This window comes from Dyadobacter sp. BE31 (genome assembly GCF_031457695.1).
GTDB lineage: Bacteria > Bacteroidota > Bacteroidia > Cytophagales > Spirosomataceae > Dyadobacter.
This window is the reverse complement of sequence record NZ_JAVDXA010000005.1, coordinates 279,326-297,652: the sequence shown is the minus strand read 5'-3', so window position 1 is coordinate 297,652 and position 18,327 is coordinate 279,326. Positions and strand designations below refer to the sequence as shown.

Sequence of the window (18,327 nt, the reverse complement as noted above, 5' to 3'; positions counted from 1 at the left end):
TCTATTCAACCGTGATTTTGCCGCCGCCCGAATAGCTGCGGTATTCGCCCCGGTACATCGCGTCGGCAGCGGCCGGCCCGATTGTGAATGTGCCTTTGGCTACGATTCTCACCTGATAGTAGAATGTCCTCGGCTGGCCATCGGCATTGGTGAAGAAATGAATGCGGTCGTCTCGGATGTCGTAATATTCCGGAACGGCTGCATTCGTAATCCATGGCATATCACGCGGTTCGGTGATCCTTGGGTTTTCTATCTCAAAGCCTGCGGGCAGCAAGTCGGTAACGACGATGTCTTCCACCGGCAACCCGTTATTGCTGTTAAGCGTCAGTTTCACCACCACGAGGTCGTTCTGATGGAAAGTTTGCACCGGCGCTCCATTGCGGTTCAGGAACTGGCGACGAATGCTGATGCCCTGGTCTTCCTCCACATAACTTCCCGTGGCCGACATACCATCCGTTTGCGCGAACCAGTACAGATCGCCTTTGCCCTGCGTTTTGACCTGCAGTTTCTGGTTCAAAATGCCTTTTGAAATCTTCAATTCCTTACCCGAAAACTGACCGAGCGACTTGCCATTTGCGGAAACAGAAGCCGTTACCGTCGAGTTGGAGGTCCTTTTTGCCAGTTTACCCAAAGCGAGCACCGCAAATGCTGCTTCCTGGGTATTGAGATACGAGGCCGATTGAATGGCCATAGAAAGCTGCCGGCCCAACACCGGGATTTGTGCATTGGAAGGGTCGGATTCAATTAATGTATTCAAAACCAAAGACATATTCCGCAACGGCGATGAATAGCTGTTGTCGTAATAATGTCCCGCATTCTCGGCTACGTATTTTTTAGGCAACAATGCATTGAAACTCCGCGCATCGCCCGCGAGCTGGAATGCGCCTGCGAGCAGATATTGGGAATCCTGCGTGAGCAAATGCGGGTTTTGTTTGTAATAATTCATCGAAGCGCGGTTCGGATGGCCGTTTAATGCCAGCACGTAAAGCGAATAAATGGCTTCACGACGCGCAACACTCTTTTTTGTCTGTGTGCCTTTCGGCTGTCCTTCGTATGCCAATCCGTTGTTGGTACTCGCAATCACGACTTCCTTATTGGCCGTCGAGCCGCTTTGCGCTGTCAGATATTCCACCGCGCGACTTAGTGTTTTGGCATTAACCTCAAAACCTGCCCTCCGCGCTTCTTCCAGAAAATGCACCGCGTAGGCAGTAGCCCACCAGTCTTCCAGCTGCGCCCCCGGCCACATGCCCATGCCTCCGTTGAAAAGCTGCTGCGATTCCACTTTACGAATGGCTTGCTGCACGTTGGTCATCGGGTTAAAATCACTTTCTCCGCTTTTGACCGTGTAAACCGGCGCAGCCATTGCCTTGGTAAGGTCTGCGAAATAAATCTGCGGGAATGCCTTGGAAACGGTTTGTTCCAGGCAACCATAAGGATAGCCAAGCAATGTCGATAATGCCTTTCCGCCACCTTGTACCAAAGGCGAGCGGCTCAACACGATCTGGCTGCTGCTTGTGGCAGGGATGAACGAGGATTTAAGGTCGATCAGCCCTTGTTTATCACCCGCAATAAGGCCGGATGTAGTGGTTTTGAGCAATGGTGATGCCGGACGAACCGTAATTTCGGTCTGGTTAATAAATGTCTCTTTAAATGCATTCACCTTCACCACTACTTTACCGATGCCGATGGCCGTTGCAGCTTTCACTGTAAACATAGCACGGCTCTCTTTTCCGGCGGGAATCGTGATGGTTTGTGTAAGCGGAACCGAACCGGCCGCCAACGGACCAGCCAATTGCACGGAGACGGTAGCGGTAGTCGCTTTCGCTTCGGTGTTACTGACGTTCACTGGCAGCACCAGCTCATCGCCCGGGCTCAGGAAGCGCGGCAGACCGGCGCTGATCACGATCGGGTCCGCAACTTTCATATTTTTAGTAGCCGAGCCGAATGCATTGTCCTTATATGCCACTGCCATAATGCGCAGGTCGCCGCTGAACTGCGGGATATTGACATCGAAAGTCACATCGCCGCTGCCATTCGCTTTTAACTGGCCACTCCAAAACGACACCAGCTCCGTACGACCGTTGCTGAGTGGGTTAATCCTTCTTTCCAAATCATAACCGTCACCACCGGAGCTCGACGTACCGGAGATCGTTAATTCAGGGAAAAGCTGGGCATACAAATCGTGACTGGAAACTTCCAATGCCCGTTTTTGATAAAAATGCCCGTGGATGTCCGGCGTTTTGGAGTTTTTGATCTGCAAAATACCTTCATCCACCACAGCCAGCGTCAGTTCCGCATTCGGCTCTGTTTTGATCCGGATCTGCTGCTTCATTTTCGAGCGCGATTTTTCAACAGCAGCGATAGCGACGTTCAGTTTCCGCTCGGGATCTTCGACCAAAATGGCCTGAAAACCGTGCGCGACCGTCAACGGCATATCCGACGCGTCCAGCGGCCGGATGAGCGTCGCCGTAACAAATACATTGGGCAAATGCTCCTCTTTGATTTTGAATGTTAATTCAGCCGCCTTTTTTTCGGTCGTCAGAATATGCTGTTCGAGTACATTGTTGCGCTCCACAGTTACAAGTAACCGTCCGTCAAAAGGGGTTTTAAACAATACCTTTGCCGACTCACCGGTTTTGTACTGATCCTTATCGGTTTCCATCAGCACCCGGCCTTCGTTGCTCACCTCAAAGGACGAATATTGCGTGTAACCATAGCCATAAGCGTAGAAATTCGCCAGCGTATAATGCGCGGCGCCTGGGCGCCGCACGCGTACCTCGTACTCGCCCGAAACCGTGGGCACATATCTGAACGTCCCCTTTCCACCCGAAAGCGTCAGTTTGTTGGAATACACCAGTTTCTCACTCTTCCGAGAGGTGTACTGCAAACGATCATATTTCTTTTCCACGACGGTCTGGTATTCCAGCCGCACCACTTCGATACTCGCAGTGGCGCCATTCTGCAATGCGCCGTTTTTGCCTACGCCCACAATATCCACGGGAACCGGCGCATTGGTACCTACGTAAGCATCCGGCAGGCGGATACCGTAAAATACGGGCTGCGTGTACACGTCGAAACGCTGTAACCTGTTGACAGGCCGTCCGTTTTCATCGAAAACCGTTACGTAAATCTTGCCTTCGAGGACGCCAATATCCTGTAAGCCGGATAGCAATGTAAACTGCTCGTTCGCCTGCCCTTGCTCATTGGTCGTGCCCTGGCGGCTATCGCGTTCGAAAGTCGTCTCGGCCGGGATATCAAATGTATATTCAGGAAAACCTTTGGCTGAAAAACCTTTCCGCTGTAACTGGAAATCCATTTCGTAGGTGCGGTTGCTCGCGGGAGGGCCAAACAAATTGGTAGCGGTAGCCGTAAGCGCCACTTTTTGGCCTGAAACATAATCCTTGGCAGCCCCGCTGAGATCGACCTTAATGCGATCGGGCATGAATTCCTCCACGCTCACTGCTTGCGAGCCCAGCAAAACCTCATTGGCATTGTACACTTCCAGAATATAGGTACCTGTGAGTACACCGGCATCGAGCGGGATCTCCGATTCTACGGCACCCTGGTCGTTGGTGGTCTTGCGCCATGTGCGGAATTCACGGCCATTCGGAGTGAGCAAACGCAGTTTCAGAGGCACTTTTCCTGCGGTTTTCCAATCCTGCATCCGCAGCACGGTGTTGAAATGCATGGTTTCGCCCGGCCGGTAAATGTCGCGCTGCCCGTAGATGAAAACCTGATAACCTGATGCATTGTCCCGCAAGCCTTCCACATCGAACCGAGAGGTAAGCACCTGTGTATCTTCGAGTAAGAGGTAATTAAAATCATCCTCCGAGCTCGCCGTGATCATCGCGATCTTGAATCCCGGCGCCTTTTCGCTTAGCTTGTCGACATGCGCAATGCCATCGCCATCGGTTTTAACCGTGTGTACTGTCTGATTATTGGAGCTGACGAGCGTCAATTCAAGGTCTTTGATCGGGTCATTGGTTTTAATCGAGTTGGCAAAAACCCAGAGCTCATCCTTACCCTGCTTGGCGATGAGGCCGATATCGGAAATGGAAACCAGCTTGGTAGCACCGAGGTATGCTTCCTCCTCCGAATTCACGGCTACGAGGTACACGCCTTGCCGTTTGTTATCGTCCGGCAATGCGATGTTCAATGCGGATATACCCTTGTTTTTGGATAAATTTTTGGTTTCAACTGTCTTATTAACAATCACATCGCTTAACTGACTTTCGCGGTCGTCGCTGTAATTGAAATTGCCGGTCGGCTGCCAGTCGTCACCCACGTACGCGTAGTCGCTCCAACGATTGTTATGGATGTAATGCAGGATATTATTGGCATAAAGCTTCGAAATGCGGACCTGAACTTTCGGCACATTCACGATATTCACGCCGATATTACGCGAGCTTTTGGACGACAAATACAGCCCCTTTTTATTCGCGAACGAGATTGCAGCGGGCATTTTGCCAAAAAACAGGTCACGCGAGGTCTCTTCTTCCAAATTCTGCCCCAAGATTCCTTTCAGCGACTGTTTAAGCTGCAATACATACGTTTCCGTTTCATTGAATGCCCCGCGAATGACGAAGCCGTTCTCGGTTGGTTCGGTTTCTACGGCTGCTTCGGGGTTGATAGTAAAGCTGTTGGCAATGCTTTCCTTGTCGAGCTCCTGCGTGGTCACGATCCGCGCGTAGCCCGCATTGTTTTCAAAGCCTGTCTTGATATCCACCACTTCCAGATGCAACGGGGATGGAACGCTGACGGTCCTCGACAATGCTTCCTGGCTACTGTATGACGTGTTCTGCACCTTTACGCCCTTCTCGATCGAGATGTTGACCGGCGTTTCATTATTATCCGCTTTTCCTACCTTCGCCAACGCCAGTGTCACCGTCGACTCGTCCTGCGAAGGCAATACCCGGTAATCCAACGGCTGGTTTTCGAACAGTACTTTCAGCTTCTCGGCCACATTCTGCCCGTTTACCGGGTAGTTGAAATGCAATCGCAGGCGTGCCTCCTGCCTGACGGTTTCTGTCGAAAGCGTCCACCAGCTTTCGGTTTCTACCAGTTGCAAATAAGGTGTGTGAAAGGCGATCGGCTCCTGGGAAAGCTTGTATTTCTTTTCCTTATCCGTCTTTTCCGTAATGAGCTCTGTCAGTTGCGCCTTATAGGACGTAGCGGCTCCAAACCCCGCGACGGGTGAAAACACGAGCTCATTCGGCGCGGTCCATTTGAACTTGCCCCGAACAGCCGGCTCGAACGTCACATATTGCGTCGAATCCCAGTTATCCAGCTCGGCCGTCGAAACGAGGTCCTTGTTGAAGGTAAATACCAGGTTTTGCGATTGCCCTACCTCCTCCGTGAAGTTGGTACCCGCCACGCGGATCTCGTTGAAGGAAGAGCAGCCACTGAAAACCCAGACAAAAAAGAGGAAGCAAAAAGAACTTAGGATGGCAGTCTTTTTCATAGGAAAGCAGATATAAAAAACGGATGATTTTTGTAAGCAAAACCATCCGCCTAAATTAAACTATACAAGTTAATTCGCTCTTAATAACCTCTTTCAAATGATTCAACGGTGCCCCTGCCAGATTTAGCGGTAACCGTTGCTTCAAAATGCCTGCATTACGTCTTCGATCGGCCTTGCCCCTTCGAAAAATGAAAGCAACCGCACGAGAATTCCCTCCACCACTGCATCCGGGCACGACGCGCCGCACGTGAGCATGATACGCACGGGAGTTTTTGCCGGAATGTAGTTCTCTGTTACCACTTCTTCCTTCTTATGCAGATCAAAATGGCGGATCAGTTGCCTGTCCAGGATTTTATTGACTGATTCGATAAAGTATGTAGGAAACTTCTGTTCACACAGCTCCACCAAATGCGTGGTGTTAGAGCTGTTATACCCACCTGCCACAACCACCAGGTCGGCGTCGTGCGTGAGCAATGCATAAGTAGCATCCTGGTTATCGTTCGTCGCGTAGCATAATGTGTCGCGCGTGTTTGCAAAACGGTCCTCTACCTGCTCGGGCCGCAGGCTGTAATGCCTGATCATGACATTTTTGAGGTAATCGGCGATGCCTTGCGTGTCGGAAGCCAGCATAGTAGTCTGGTTCACGACGCCGATCCGCTGCAAATCTTTTGCGGGATCGAAACCTTCGGAATATTGATTTTTAAAATCCTCGAAAAACTGTGATGCCGGTCTGGCGCCGGTCATATATTCGGCCAAAATCTGCGCTTGCTTCATATTTTCCACCACTACCGTCGGCGCATTCTCCTTGCTGTGCGAGAATGTAGCGCGGGTTTCTTCGTGGTTGGGCTTTCCGTGGACTACAATGGTGTAATCCTTCTCGCCGATCTGCGCCGCACGGTTCCAGACTTTCTCCACAAACGGGCAGGTTGTGTCGTACACATACGCATTCACACCCAGTTCCGAGAGTTTGTGCTGGTTTTCCACCGTGGTACCAAATGCGGGAACGATCACAATATCCTCCGCAGTAAGCGCCTCCCAGCCGATCAGCTGGTTGCCTTTGGTATCCATGATAAACTGCACACCTCGCTCTACCAGATCCCGGTTTACGTCGGGGTTATGGATCATTTCGCTCAAAAGGAAGATCCGCTTGCCCGGGTTTTCGGCAATGGCCTTGTAGGCAATATCGATCGCATTCTCTACCCCGTAACAAAAGCCGAAATGGCGCGCAATGAGAAATTGTACCGGTCCGAAGTCAAGCACGGTAGGCGAATAATCCCTTTTCAGCTTGTCGTTCTTACGGCGGAATCCCTTGATCGGCGTGATAATGCGGCTCCGGTAAAAATCGGGGATATTGAAAGTTTTCATGTACTAAAATCGGTAGATTGCATTAGGCAGCACAAAGATAACCCTGCCTTTTCTAAGAACAACACGGTATGTCCCTTTGTTCGGTATGCGGCATTTTGAAAAAATTTTTAAAACAAATGCAACATGCCGCATAAACGATTGTCTTTGATCCAGAACGTTCAAAATATAAACCTTCTGCTTGAAAACACAAATTTACCCCGACCGGCACGTCGAACTGGTGGAGCGTTGTAAACTCGGAGAGCGCAAAGCGCAATACGAGCTTTATAAACATTACTCAAAAGCCATGTTCAACATCTGCATGCGGATACTGAACCATTTGGGAGAGGCTGAGGATGCTTTGCAGGAGGCTTTCGTGGATGCATTCACGAACCTCCACCAGTTCAGGCAGCAGTCGACGTTTGGGGCATGGTTGAAGCAAATCGTGGTCAATAAGGCTATCAACCACATGCGGAGCAGGAAGGTAAAATGGGTGGAAATCGACGAATTCCACGAGACATTAGAGCACAGCGACCGGAATGAGGATTCTTTCGGACTGGATGAGAGCGACACGACGCTCGAAATAGAAAGGGTTCGCAACGCGGTACAGAAATTGCCGGATGGTTACCGGGTGGTATTGAGCCTGTATTTGTTCGAAGGCTACGACCACGAAGAAATCGGCGAAGTGCTCGGGATAAGTGAAACCACCTCCCGGACGCAATACATGAGGGCCAAGCGGAAATTGACCGAGATGCTGGTACGGTAACGAAACCGTCAGAAGTGGTCAGGAAGTAGTCAGGTGTGGTCAAGAGAAGTCATGAATGGTCAAGTATGGTCAGGAAGTAGTCAGGCGTGGTCATGAATAGTCAAATGGGAGAGAAACAATACATGACAACACTTGACAATAAATGACTAAAAATGACAATATCTGACCGCGCGGCGGACCGCAACAAATGACTAAAAATTAGATTGTGCAAAACACGAATTACGATACTTACCTAAAACTATTACGGATTTGAGACTATTATTTACACTTGACAAGTTAATTAATCTATGAAAAATTCTTCTGATAAAAAGGATCGATTGGAGCGGTTTGTGCGTGATAACAGGGATGGATTTGATACTTTCTTACCGCAGGATTCTTTATGGAGCCAAATTGAGAGCCAATTACATAACGAGATTCCGATAGTTCCTGAAAAATCGAAAAAAAAAATCAGGCGTCTGAGTAACCCCTATTTCGACTGGCGTATTGCCGCGGGGGTATTCCTGGCGCTCGGGATCGGGTTTCTGGTGTACCTCAATAACGAATACGGCATTACCCGTGATCCGCGCGTGGCCCTGAAAGTTCCCGCATATGCCCGCGAATTCAATCAATACAATGTTGCAATAGACCAAAAAAGGGAGGAGATCATCAAGCTGGCCCGGAACAATCCGGAGCTCTACAAGGATTTCTCCGCTGATTTGGAAAGTCTGGAATCGAACTATAAAAACCTTCGATCCAACTTGTCGAACGCCCCTAACCAGGAAGCACTGCTCGAAGCAATGGTTCAGAACCTGCAATTACAGGTCGATCTGCTGAACCAACAACTGGAAATTTTGCAACGCATTAACAAAGTGAAAAATGATAACGATAAAGAAAATAGCCCAGCTCCTGTTATTTAGTGTGATTGCCGCACTCCCACAGGTAGCCAGTGCAACCCTCGATCCCGACGATTCCGAACAGAATGGACTGGTAGAGAAGCGAAGGAATATTGTAAAAGTGTTCGACGTCAAAAAGAGCGACGCGCTTGAAGTTGATAATCAATTCGGCCTCGTAAAAGTGAATCTGTGGGCCAAGGAAGAAATTAAAGTGGAGATCGTCGTTACCGCCAATGCGCCCTCCGACAACCGCGCGGCCGAATACCTGAGCTCGGTGAATGTCGACGAAAAACGCGTCAAAAACGTTATCAGCCTCACTACCCGCATTGATCGCAACCAATTCGGCAACAATGGCTGGAACAAGAGCAAGGGTGACAAGAATTTCATTCAGATCGATTACACGATCTACATGCCGAAGGAAAATTCGCTGACCGTTCGCAACAAATTCGGGAATACGGACATCCCTTCGTTCTATGCTCCGCTAACGGTCGATTCCAAGCATGGTAATTTTATGGCTATGCTCCTCGAAAACCCGGACAATGTGATCGATATCCAGTTTGGAAGTGCCAAAATCGGCAAAATGGATGGTGGGAAGCTGGATTGCCAGTATGCCAATGTGAAGCTCGACCAGGCCAAGAAAGTATGGCTGAGCAATAAATTCGGCGAACTGATGATCGGCGATGTCGTAAATCTGGATGCCGCTATCGATTACTCAGGCGCTAAAATCGGGACGATCCGTGGTACCGGTAAGATCAAGCTTAACTATTCGGGTAATTTCAAAATTGAGGAGCTGATGCATTCAGCCCAGAATGTGGACATCCAGGCGCAATATTCTTCGATTGTGTTGCCTGCCGAATCCAACCAGTTCAATGTAAGTGTAACGTATGGTAAATTCAGTTACCCGACAGAGAATGTCAATTTCTCAATGCAACCGGATAAAGACGGTCGACCCGACAAGATGAAGCATTACCAGGGAAAAGTTGGCTCCGGCGGAGGGCCCAAGATTACCGTTACCTCGGTCTTCGGTGATGTAAAAATGAAGAATTAAACCCCTCCCCTATTCTTCGAGAAGTACATTATACCTGAAATCCAGCGGATCGAAGGCATTAACCAGCTTCTGAATGAACTGAGGGTCATTAATATAAAAATTCAGCAGATTATCATACCGTTCCTGGGCGATTCCGTTCGGGAACAGTTTGTTTTTAAGCGTCAGTAATTGCTCAATCTCCGATTCGTGATTACGTTCCTCGGCGCGGATAATGCGTTTTTCGAGATGCTTCAATGAATTCAAAAGGCGTGTCTGCTCGGCTTTTACAGCACCGTGCATGGTTTGGTCCACCTCCGTTGCTTTGGCTAGGATCTGGTCAAAAATGGCGTTGAATGCCTCTTTCTGCTCGTCCAGGTTCAGCTCGTGCTCGGTATTGCGCTCGATGAAGGTCTTACGCAATGCGATCTCGTCCAGGAACAGGTCTTTGTAATCGATTTTCAGCTTCTGCGCCTTCTTATACTGATGACCGTTCATGTACAATGCAAAATTCCGCGGCATCAGCATCGGGTAAGGCACACCGAAATGATCGAAGACGCCTTTCAGCTGCATCCAGTAAGGCACTTCTGACGGCCCGCCTATATACGCAAGGTTGGGTAAAATCACTTCTTCATACAATGGCCGCAAGATTACATTCGGGCTGAAACGCTCCGGATTGGTTTCTGCCAGCGCCAGTAGGTCCGCTTCGCTGAATTCCAGCTCGGTATTAAGTACCTTAAACACCTCTCCCTCGCGCACAATGCGTTCGCGCAGGTTGTCGTCGAGGTAGAAGAAATTGATTTCGCGCGCATGCAGGGGAGTGTGATAACCGAGCGCATTCAACCGGGAAGTGGTTTCTGTAACGAGTTTCTCCGAAATGGAGTCTTTCAATTCTTCCTGAATAACCGGCAGGAAGTGCCGTTTCAAATCTGCATGGTCGGCATCGATGCTAACCAGCCCGTAACGTCCGAAGAGCTCGTGCATATAACATCGCACGGCGTCGGCTAATGTGCTGTTTTCCAGGTAAGCTTTGGCGAAAAGCAGCGGTTTATCCGGCAATTGCTTCAAAATACCTGCCAATTCCTTGGGATTCAGCTTCCCTACGGCTCCTTTATGTTCGCCCGTCCACTTGTGCGTCTGCCCGAAAAGATGAAAGGAAGCGATTTCTTCAAAATCATGATCCTCCGTAGCCATCCAGTAAATCGGCACGAAGTTATACTCCGGATACTTCGTTTTTAATGCTTCGGCGAGCTTAATGATCGTGACGATCTTATAGATAATGTACAACGGGCCGGTGAAGATATTCAGCTGGTGGCCGGTTGTTACAGTAAATGTATTCTCTTGTCGTAAAACCGAAAAATCGGGCAGGTAAGGCAAGCCGTGGTATTGCTTCGTGAGCACATCCACCAGCGTTTTGCGCTTGTCGGCAGAGAAGTCTTTTTTGTTCAAAATAGCCTTTTCCGCATTTTCTAACGTCGGGAAGATGCTGTAAAAAGATTCAAGCGTAGGTTTCTGATCGAGGTAATCGAGTAGTAATGCAGGAAACTGGCCTGTGGTACGCAGATCCACGGAATGCAAAGTCATGAAAGGTGGTTTTTCAGTAGCTAGTAGAGAATCCAACGTATTTATTTTTGCTATTTGACTCAAAAAAGAAACCTACTATCTAACGAGAAAGGCGCCGTTTTTGGTTTCCCAAAATTGCGCATTTTGACCGATAATCGAAAACCTTTTACCAAGATACAAAAAAGCCGCATCTGAGTCAGATACGGCTTTCAAACGTGTACATTTTGGTTTTCAGTTGTAGCAGGTTATTCGCCTGAGATATTTATGGTTTTTTAAAAGACGTAGTCATTTTTGGCTATCAGCTCGTCGGCAATGCGGCGGCGTGCATCTTTGAGGTTCATTGGTTCGATCTTCGTGAATCTTTTCAGTCCCATCAGCATCACACGGAGCTCGTCGCTCTCGGCAAAACTGGTAATGGCAGAACGACCGGCATTATTCGCTTTTTCGACGGCGCGGTTCAGGTAAATAAGCGCTATATCCTTCTGCAATGCATTCGCCTCTTCGCCCAGCAATCCGATTCGCTTCTCCACCCGCAATAACACCGATTCGGCCACATAAATTTCAATTACCATGTCGGCGAGATCCATGATAATCTCCTGTTCCTCAGAAAGTTTCATCATAAACTTCTGTACCGCCGCACCAGCAATCATCAACGCGGCCTTTTTCAGGTTTTTGATCACTTTTTTCTCCGCCGCGAACAACGTTTCGTCCTCATCCCAACTAAAATCGGGAATTGATAGAATTTCTTTGCCTACCGCCATGGCCGGCCCCATCAGGTCGAGCTGGCCTTTCATGGCGCGTTTCAGCAGCATATCCACCACCAACAGGCGGTTAATCTCATTAGTACCTTCAAAAATCCGGTTGATCCGGCTATCGCGATAGGCGCGATCCATGGGAGCATCGGCCGAGAAACCCATCCCTCCATACACCTGCACACCTTCGTCCACCACAAAATCCAGCACTTCCGACCCATGCACTTTCATGATCGCGCACTCAATCGCAAATTCTTCCAGGGCCTTCAATTTCGCCTCGGCATCGTTCATCCCCTTGTCCTTGAAGGCCTGGATGAGGTCATCTATATTTTGCCCTACCCGGTAAGCCGCCGATTCCGTTGCGAACATTCCCACCGCCATTTCAGCGAGTTTGTGCTTGATAGCGCCGAAATTGGCGATCGCGGTACCGAACTGCTTGCGTTCATTGGCATATTGTATCGCTTGCGAAGCCACGCGTTTGGAGCCACCCAGAGCTGCCGCAGCCAGCTTAATGCGGCCGATATTGAGGATATTAACCGCTATTTTAAACCCGTTACCCCGCTCGGAAAGCATATTTTCAACCGGCACCAGGCAGTCGTTAAAGAACAACTGGCGCGTATCCGAGCCCTTAATGCCCATTTTGTGCTCAGGTTCGTTCATAGTGATGCCGCCGAACGACTTCTCGATGATGAATGCGGTCAGGTTTTTATCAGTCTCGCCATTCTCTTCGATTTTGGCAAACACAATAAACACATCCGCAAAACCGCCATTCGTGATCCACATCTTCTGACCATTGATCACATAATGCTGTCCGTCCGCACTCAGTTTAGCTTTGGTTTTACCCGAATTGGCATCCGAACCCGAATCAGGCTCGGTGAGGCAGTAGGCTGCTTTCCATTCGCCGGAGGCGAGTTTCGGCAGATATTGAGACTTCTGCGCGTCATTGCCATAATAGAGAATGGGGAGTGTCCCGATGCCCGTGTGCGCCGAAAGCGCCACCGAAAACGAGTTGCCGGCTCCCGTCGCTTCCGCTACCAGCATGGAAGTATTGAAATTCATTCCAAACCCTCCAAACTCTTCCGGAACCGCGGTTCCCAGCAAGCCCAACTCCCCCGCTTTATCCATCAATCCCGAAATCAGCGCCGGGCTTTTGGCCTGGTCTATTTCATCCAGATGCGGCCAAACTTCCTTTGAAAGGAAATCACGGCAAGTATCGGCGATCATTCGCTGCTCTTCGTTGAATTCTTCCGGGATAAAAATCTGGTTCGCCAGGGTTTCCTTGATCAGAAATTCACCTCCTTTGATGGACGTCTGGTTTACTGCTGCAACGGACATATCTGAATGCGGGTTAGTCGGAAAAGTATTGAGTATGCTTGCATACTATTAGCGATTGATGCAAATATAGCCCATAAAAATTATTATGCAAGCATACTATTGTCAAAATAAATGAAAATGACCGCCTTCAATGGGCGGTCATTCATAGTGCAGCGTAAGTATCTGCTATTTCTTGAAAATCCTGAATTGTTTCACCAGCTCCCCATTGTTTTCTACCCTGATAAAATAGATCCCTGAGGATAACCCGATAGCATCCAGGTCCAGGTTTGCGAGCTCGTCGGACACCTTTACGAGCGACCCGGGAATCGGCTTTCGCTTGCCCGCTACCGTGACAATCTCCCAGCTCAGGTTGTCGCCCGGCTGGTATTCGGGGAGTTTGATATTGACAATGCTTTCCACCGGGTTCGGATAAAACGCCCAGTCTTCCATGTTTTTGCTGATATTGACCTTATCTCCGGCCGAAATACCGAATTCGATGGAATTCGTCACCACGGCGGAGTCCTCTTTAAATGCAGTAACCGTCAGCGTATACCTTCCCACATAAGGGGCAAAGCCGGAAGCATCTTCATACAATGCGTACGGGAAAATCGCTGTCGTTGCTTTTCTGCGGAAAGGACCGTTCAGGTCAAAGGAAACTTTGTCGTACTCGAAATTTCCGTAGGCATACATATTCAATTTCGAAGGCAGTGAGTCGTAAGGGATCACATCATCCCCAGACAGTTTCCTGATCACGCGCTGATCCACCTTGCTGCCACCCTGCACAAGTTCAAACCGAATCTCGGGGATTTGTACCAGCAACACCAGCGGGATTTCCACGTAGGCGCCCGCGTTGTCGTAAGCGCGGATAATCAGCCGGTACTCACCTTCTTCCGTAGGTGTTCCCGAGAACTCATTCAGTGCGAAAGTGAGCCACGACGGCCTGTTTTGTACCGTGACGGATGAAATATACCCGTCCGTATCTCCGAAAATGTTAGTCGGCAGAATGTAATTGAATGGCATGTTGATCTGCGCATACTTCACGGGCAATCCGCTGGTAGCGAATGGAGGCGCATTCAGGAACTGCGGCTCCACGACTTTAACCGTAAAGTAAGTTTCCACAAACGCATTCAGATCATCATATGCTTTGAGGATAATGCGGTAGTCGCCCAGTTTGGTAGGCGTGCCACTTAATATGCCATTCGAGAACGTCAGCCAGGAAGGCAGTTCGCTCGCTTCGACTTTGGTAATGCTACCATCCGGGTCCACGAATGCCGTTTTGGGAATGGTAATGGTAAATGGTTTATCCACGGCCACCATCTGGTTCGAGAAATTGCTGTCAACGGTCGGTGGCTTGTTCGCATTCTCGCGGGTATCTACACGGATAGTAAAAAACGCTTCCGCCGAACCACCCTCATCGTCGATACCTTTCACCGAAATTCGGTAATCGCCGAGCACCGTAGGCCTTCCGCGTAAAACGCCGTTCTCGTAGCGCAGCCACGCGGGTAACGCGCCCACATCTACACGTACGATCTTACCATCCACGTCCGAGAAAGTATCAATAGGAAGCCTGTATTCGAAATCTTTATTGACCGGAATGATCTGCATCGGCACCGGCCTGAAAACGTAAGGCATGTTGTTGGACGCGTCGTCCCAATAGCTAGGCGATAAAATGTCCTCGATCAAACGAATCCGGATAGGACGCGGTTTCGCCGGGTCGGCATAGGCACGTTTGGCCCATTCATCGTAAATCACCCCTTGTGCGCCGCCTTTTTCGGTCGCTGCCGACAAGCGGTACGACACCGAATCGGCATACACGATAGGCGTCATTGGTTTGTTCAACCAGGTGACTGCGCCCTGTCTCAAAAAACCTTCGGCGCGGGCCATCTGTTCTTTTGTCGAAATCACCGCGGCCACCACATTTGCCCCGTGCTCGAAGTTCTCGTTGATCTGCTTCATATGGGCGGCATTATCGAGGTATGAGCTCACAAAAAGCTCATTGGCCGTGATAAAACCCGCAGGCGCATCGCTTTTCAGAATATCCACCGACCACCGGTGATCGTGTGCCGCCAGGTTGTCGTTAACCTTGATCCCGTCTGTCTTTTCGTTCAGATCCCGAAAGCCCAATGTACCCCGAGTGGCCGATTGCCCATCGAATACCGACCCGTAATCCGATACATATTTAATGCCCGGATCGACGCCTTTAACTGCCGCCACCATCTGCTCAGTAAACCTTTTGAGCATCATGTGGCGATAGATGTACCAATCCTTTCCATAGCGCTGGCGGAACGAAAGGTTGGGCTCCCAGGCAGTTGCCGGTGGATTAGCCTCGTCGAACGACTTGAAAGTCATCCCCCACAGGTAATTGATCCGCTCGATTTTTTTGTATTTTCCTTTAACGAATTCCTTAAAACCCTTCACCATGGAAGGAGAATAGTCGTAAACAGCCGCATTTTCCTTGCCATTTTCGATCAAACCGCCGCCGTACTCGCCTTCCTGCGTACCTGTGCAGGTCACCGACACATACAGTAGTTTCTTCTCCGTCTGCAAATACTTGTAATGGTTCATTACCTCTTTCACGAAGGCAACTCCCTTATCCAGAATAGGCTGGTTATCAAATCCGAAAAAAGTATCCTCATAACCACTGAGCAGGGGCTTGCCTGAATGGCTGAACTGGCTGTCGGAAACATCCCAGAAACCTTTAATGCGCGTGCTGTGCCGACCGAGGTGAATGCGCAATGCCACCTTCATGCCCAGGTCCGTCGCAATTTTGATCTGCTGATCGTACTTGGCCCACTGCGGCTTATCGGTAGGAGAATTTAGATAGATTTTGTCCCAGGGAATGGTAATGTACACCGCATTGAGCCCGTAACTATTTGCCGATCGGATCAGATCCGGCTCCGGACCGATATCGTCCGGGTTGGTGAGGTTCAGGAGCATCAGCGCAAGGTAGCGCTGGTTATCTGTTTCGGTGGTTCTTTGCGAGCTTTGCGCCGATACAGGACCGGCCCACACGAGGACGGTCAGTAACAAGGCAATACGGGTCAAAAACTTACACGCGCACGTAGAATTGAGCATACTAACGGGTTTTGTCAATTAATTCGATCCACTCATTATATCCGTTTTCCACATTGAACCGGCTCGCTACTTCGATGCTCCGGGCACTGTCGGTTTTGATTTCACCATTCATCAACGACCGCATGGCCGCAACCATTTGTCTGACGCTCAGATCTTCCGTAACCACACCCATGCCATCCCTGACAAACTCGGAAACACCCCCGGAAGGAAATGCAACAATAGGCTTACCCAGCAACGCAGCTTCTATCATCACCAGTGGAAAAGGGTCCTGCCGTGAGGTAAGCAGAAAACCATTTCCCATATTAAGATAGGCATAATAATCTTCTTTCTGCTTGCCGGTCAGGTGAATTTTGGTCGCCGACGTGTTGTTGGCGCAGCGTTGCTCGGTATAATACACCAATCCATCGTCGATCGTTGCACCAACCCACACCAGATGTACCCGCGGGTCATTCACTTCCGCGGCAATATCCGGCAGCATATCGAAACCCTTGCGTTCGGAAGTCATTCCCGACAATATCCATACAAATACGTCGGCCGGGATACCGAGCTTTTTCCGTAGTTCGGCAGAACGGTTATCATCCTTTTTGACCAGGGACGGGTCGATAAATGAGTAAAGCAACCCTACGTTTTTCCCACCGGCGTCTTTCAGTGAATCGCAAGTAGTTTGCGAGCAGCCTATGAGCAGCTCCGAGTAATCCACGATGCTTTTGAAATCGGCTGCGCTCAGGTACGCGTATGTGAGCGGCATTTCGTGAAAATGGGTAATCACTTTTATTCCAAATTCCTTTGCCACTACGATTGTCTCGGGAATCATCGTCGTATTCACATACCAGAAATCCGCCTGGAAACTTTTGGCCAGTTTTCTTAATGCCCTCAGCGTGGGATTAATGCCGAGGTGGAAAGAAATTTTCTCGATCGTATTGAATTTGCGCGGGGCAATATGGACGGGAATGTCCTGGGGAAACTCGGCAAGTAACTCGCCATTCGCGAAACTGACGATACCGACGTCGAACCGCGAGCGGTCTATTTTTTTCAAAATGTACAACAGCATCATTTCCGATCCTGTACGTGTGGCATAGGGCGTAAAAAAGAGGATTCTCTTCTTGGATTGATTCATGCAGAGGCAGTTAAGAGGTCGATGTTCTCCTGGGGCTTGATTTTGTACAACCCCTCCCTGAGGAACAGCGTTTTCCAGAAATATTTTAAAAGAACGCGTGTCTTCCTTACATATATATGTTGTGTGCGAAGTTCCGAGAACGGATTTCCGCTTTTTCTCAAATTAAACAGCATTTTCCACCCGTAAACCACCGGCACCATGATAATGTAATGCAGGATCAGCATGATGTAGGGCAAAACGCCGTACTGCTTCCTTACCCAAAGGAAATTGGAAACCTGCATTTGGGTGCTGAACCGGTTGATCCACGAAATATGCGTCCGCCGGAACGGGTTGTTGTTTTCCAAATGGATAAAAGTACAGTCCTGAAAATAACACAGCTTCCCGAGCTTTCCCAACCTGCCCGACCATTCCACGTCTTCGCCGTACATGAAAAAGTCTTTGCTGAAACCGCCTGTCTTTTCAAAACCTTCCCTTCTTACAAACATAAATGCGCCAACGAGCCAATCGTGCTGATCGGGGTCGGAGTAGACAGGCTCCGGATAAAGTTTGTTAACGACCTTATCTACCAGACCGCTTGGAGGAAGTATGAAAAACGTCTTCCGGAATTCGTTAAAGCTCCGGTAGAAGGGCATCGGGGTGCCATCGGGGTAATATTGCAATGCGCCGCAGGCGATAATATCGAGCCGCTCGTTCATCCGATGAAAACATCGGCCGATCACATTGTCGGTCAGTAGTGTATCGGCGTTCAATAGCAGCAAGTATTTCCCTTTGGCGATTTCCATGCCGCGGTTGTTGGCAATACCAAAACCCGCATTGTACTCCATATCGATCCACTGCACTTCGGGATGAGCCTCCCTCACCAACGCACCGCCACCATTTGCCGGATCATTGTCTACTACTACTATCTCGAAGGTTACTTCGGAAGTAAACCGTTTGATAGAATCTAAGCAATTGATAATGAGTTGAGGCGTCCTGTAATTAATGATAATAATGGATACATCCATGAAAGCGGGCGTGCATGATGAAAGGGCAAAAATAAAAA

The 18,327-nt window shown here is 49.4% G+C and carries 10 protein-coding genes; 3 read left to right on the top strand and 7 right to left on the bottom strand.

Going from position 1 to position 18,327, the window contains the following annotated elements; all coding sequences use genetic code 11:
* Position 1: 1 nt before the first annotated feature.
* Together J2Y43_RS24510 and J2Y43_RS24505 are read right to left on the bottom strand one after the other, a co-directional pair.
* Positions 2-5,461, bottom strand: coding sequence for an MG2 domain-containing protein (locus J2Y43_RS24510; RefSeq protein WP_309988293.1), 5,460 nt, complete (start codon positions 5,459-5,461; stop codon positions 2-4).
* A 141-nt stretch (positions 5,462-5,602) separates the two neighbouring features.
* Positions 5,603-6,826 carry a 4-hydroxy-3-methylbut-2-enyl diphosphate reductase gene (locus J2Y43_RS24505; protein WP_309988296.1) on the bottom strand — a complete coding sequence of 408 codons (1,224 nt, stop codon included), beginning with the start codon at positions 6,824-6,826 and terminating at the stop codon, positions 5,603-5,605.
* A 178-nt stretch (positions 6,827-7,004) separates the two neighbouring features.
* Between J2Y43_RS24505 and J2Y43_RS24500 the strand changes: the two genes are divergently transcribed.
* The 3 genes from J2Y43_RS24500 to J2Y43_RS24490 all read left to right on the top strand — a co-directional run bounded on the left by J2Y43_RS24500 (position 7,005) and on the right by J2Y43_RS24490 (position 9,488).
* Entirely contained in the window at positions 7,005-7,568 is a 564-nt protein-coding gene (locus tag J2Y43_RS24500; RefSeq protein WP_309988299.1) for a sigma-70 family RNA polymerase sigma factor, read from the top strand.
* A 287-nt stretch (positions 7,569-7,855) separates the two neighbouring features.
* The gene (locus tag J2Y43_RS24495) at positions 7,856-8,464 is read left to right on the top strand and encodes a hypothetical protein (protein ID WP_309988301.1); all 609 of its coding nucleotides are present in this window, start codon (positions 7,856-7,858) and stop codon (positions 8,462-8,464) included.
* Positions 8,424-9,488 (top strand): hypothetical protein, encoded by a 1,065-nt coding sequence (locus J2Y43_RS24490; protein ID WP_309988302.1) that lies wholly within the window; start codon positions 8,424-8,426, stop codon positions 9,486-9,488. The genes J2Y43_RS24495 and J2Y43_RS24490 overlap by 41 nt, the downstream gene beginning before the upstream one ends.
* Positions 9,489-9,497: 9 nt before the next feature.
* Here the strand turns inward: J2Y43_RS24490 and bshC are convergent, their stop codons facing one another.
* The 5 genes from bshC to J2Y43_RS24465 all read right to left on the bottom strand — a co-directional run bounded on the left by bshC (position 9,498) and on the right by J2Y43_RS24465 (position 18,289).
* Positions 9,498-11,048, bottom strand: coding sequence for a bacillithiol biosynthesis cysteine-adding enzyme BshC (gene bshC / locus J2Y43_RS24485; RefSeq protein ID WP_309988304.1), 1,551 nt, complete (start codon positions 11,046-11,048; stop codon positions 9,498-9,500).
* Positions 11,049-11,299: 251 nt separating this feature from the next.
* Complete coding sequence (locus J2Y43_RS24480) at positions 11,300-13,114, bottom strand: acyl-CoA dehydrogenase family protein (protein WP_309988307.1); 1,815 nt, start codon at positions 13,112-13,114, stop codon at positions 11,300-11,302.
* A gap of 165 nt (positions 13,115-13,279) precedes the next feature.
* The gene (locus J2Y43_RS24475) at positions 13,280-16,168 is read right to left on the bottom strand and encodes a putative Ig domain-containing protein (protein ID WP_309988309.1); all 2,889 of its coding nucleotides are present in this window, start codon (positions 16,166-16,168) and stop codon (positions 13,280-13,282) included.
* A 1-nt stretch (position 16,169) separates the two neighbouring features.
* Entirely contained in the window at positions 16,170-17,285 is a 1,116-nt protein-coding gene (locus J2Y43_RS24470; RefSeq protein ID WP_309988312.1) for a glycosyltransferase, read from the bottom strand.
* Entirely contained in the window at positions 17,282-18,289 is a 1,008-nt protein-coding gene (locus J2Y43_RS24465; RefSeq protein ID WP_309988315.1) for a glycosyltransferase family 2 protein, read from the bottom strand. The genes J2Y43_RS24470 and J2Y43_RS24465 overlap by 4 nt, the downstream gene beginning before the upstream one ends.
* Positions 18,290-18,327 lie beyond the last annotated feature (38 nt).

Bases quoted from the DNA above. Each gene is read 5' to 3' on its own strand.
- J2Y43_RS24510 (WP_309988293.1), bottom strand. From the start codon at position 5,461: ATGAAAAAGACTGCCATCCTAAGTTCTTTTTGCTTCCTCTTTTTTGTC.
- J2Y43_RS24505 (WP_309988296.1), bottom strand. From the start codon at position 6,826: ATGAAAACTTTCAATATCCCCGATTTTTACCGGAGCCGCATTATCACG.
- J2Y43_RS24495 (WP_309988301.1), top strand. From the start codon at position 7,856: ATGAAAAATTCTTCTGATAAAAAGGATCGATTGGAGCGGTTTGTGCGT.
- J2Y43_RS24490 (WP_309988302.1), top strand. From the start codon at position 8,424: ATGATAACGATAAAGAAAATAGCCCAGCTCCTGTTATTTAGTGTGATT.
- bshC (WP_309988304.1), bottom strand. From the start codon at position 11,048: ATGACTTTGCATTCCGTGGATCTGCGTACCACAGGCCAGTTTCCTGCA.
- J2Y43_RS24480 (WP_309988307.1), bottom strand. From the start codon at position 13,114: ATGTCCGTTGCAGCAGTAAACCAGACGTCCATCAAAGGAGGTGAATTT.
- J2Y43_RS24475 (WP_309988309.1), bottom strand. From the start codon at position 16,168: ATGCTCAATTCTACGTGCGCGTGTAAGTTTTTGACCCGTATTGCCTTG.
- J2Y43_RS24470 (WP_309988312.1), bottom strand. From the start codon at position 17,285: ATGAATCAATCCAAGAAGAGAATCCTCTTTTTTACGCCCTATGCCACA.
- J2Y43_RS24465 (WP_309988315.1), bottom strand. From the start codon at position 18,289: ATGGATGTATCCATTATTATCATTAATTACAGGACGCCTCAACTCATT.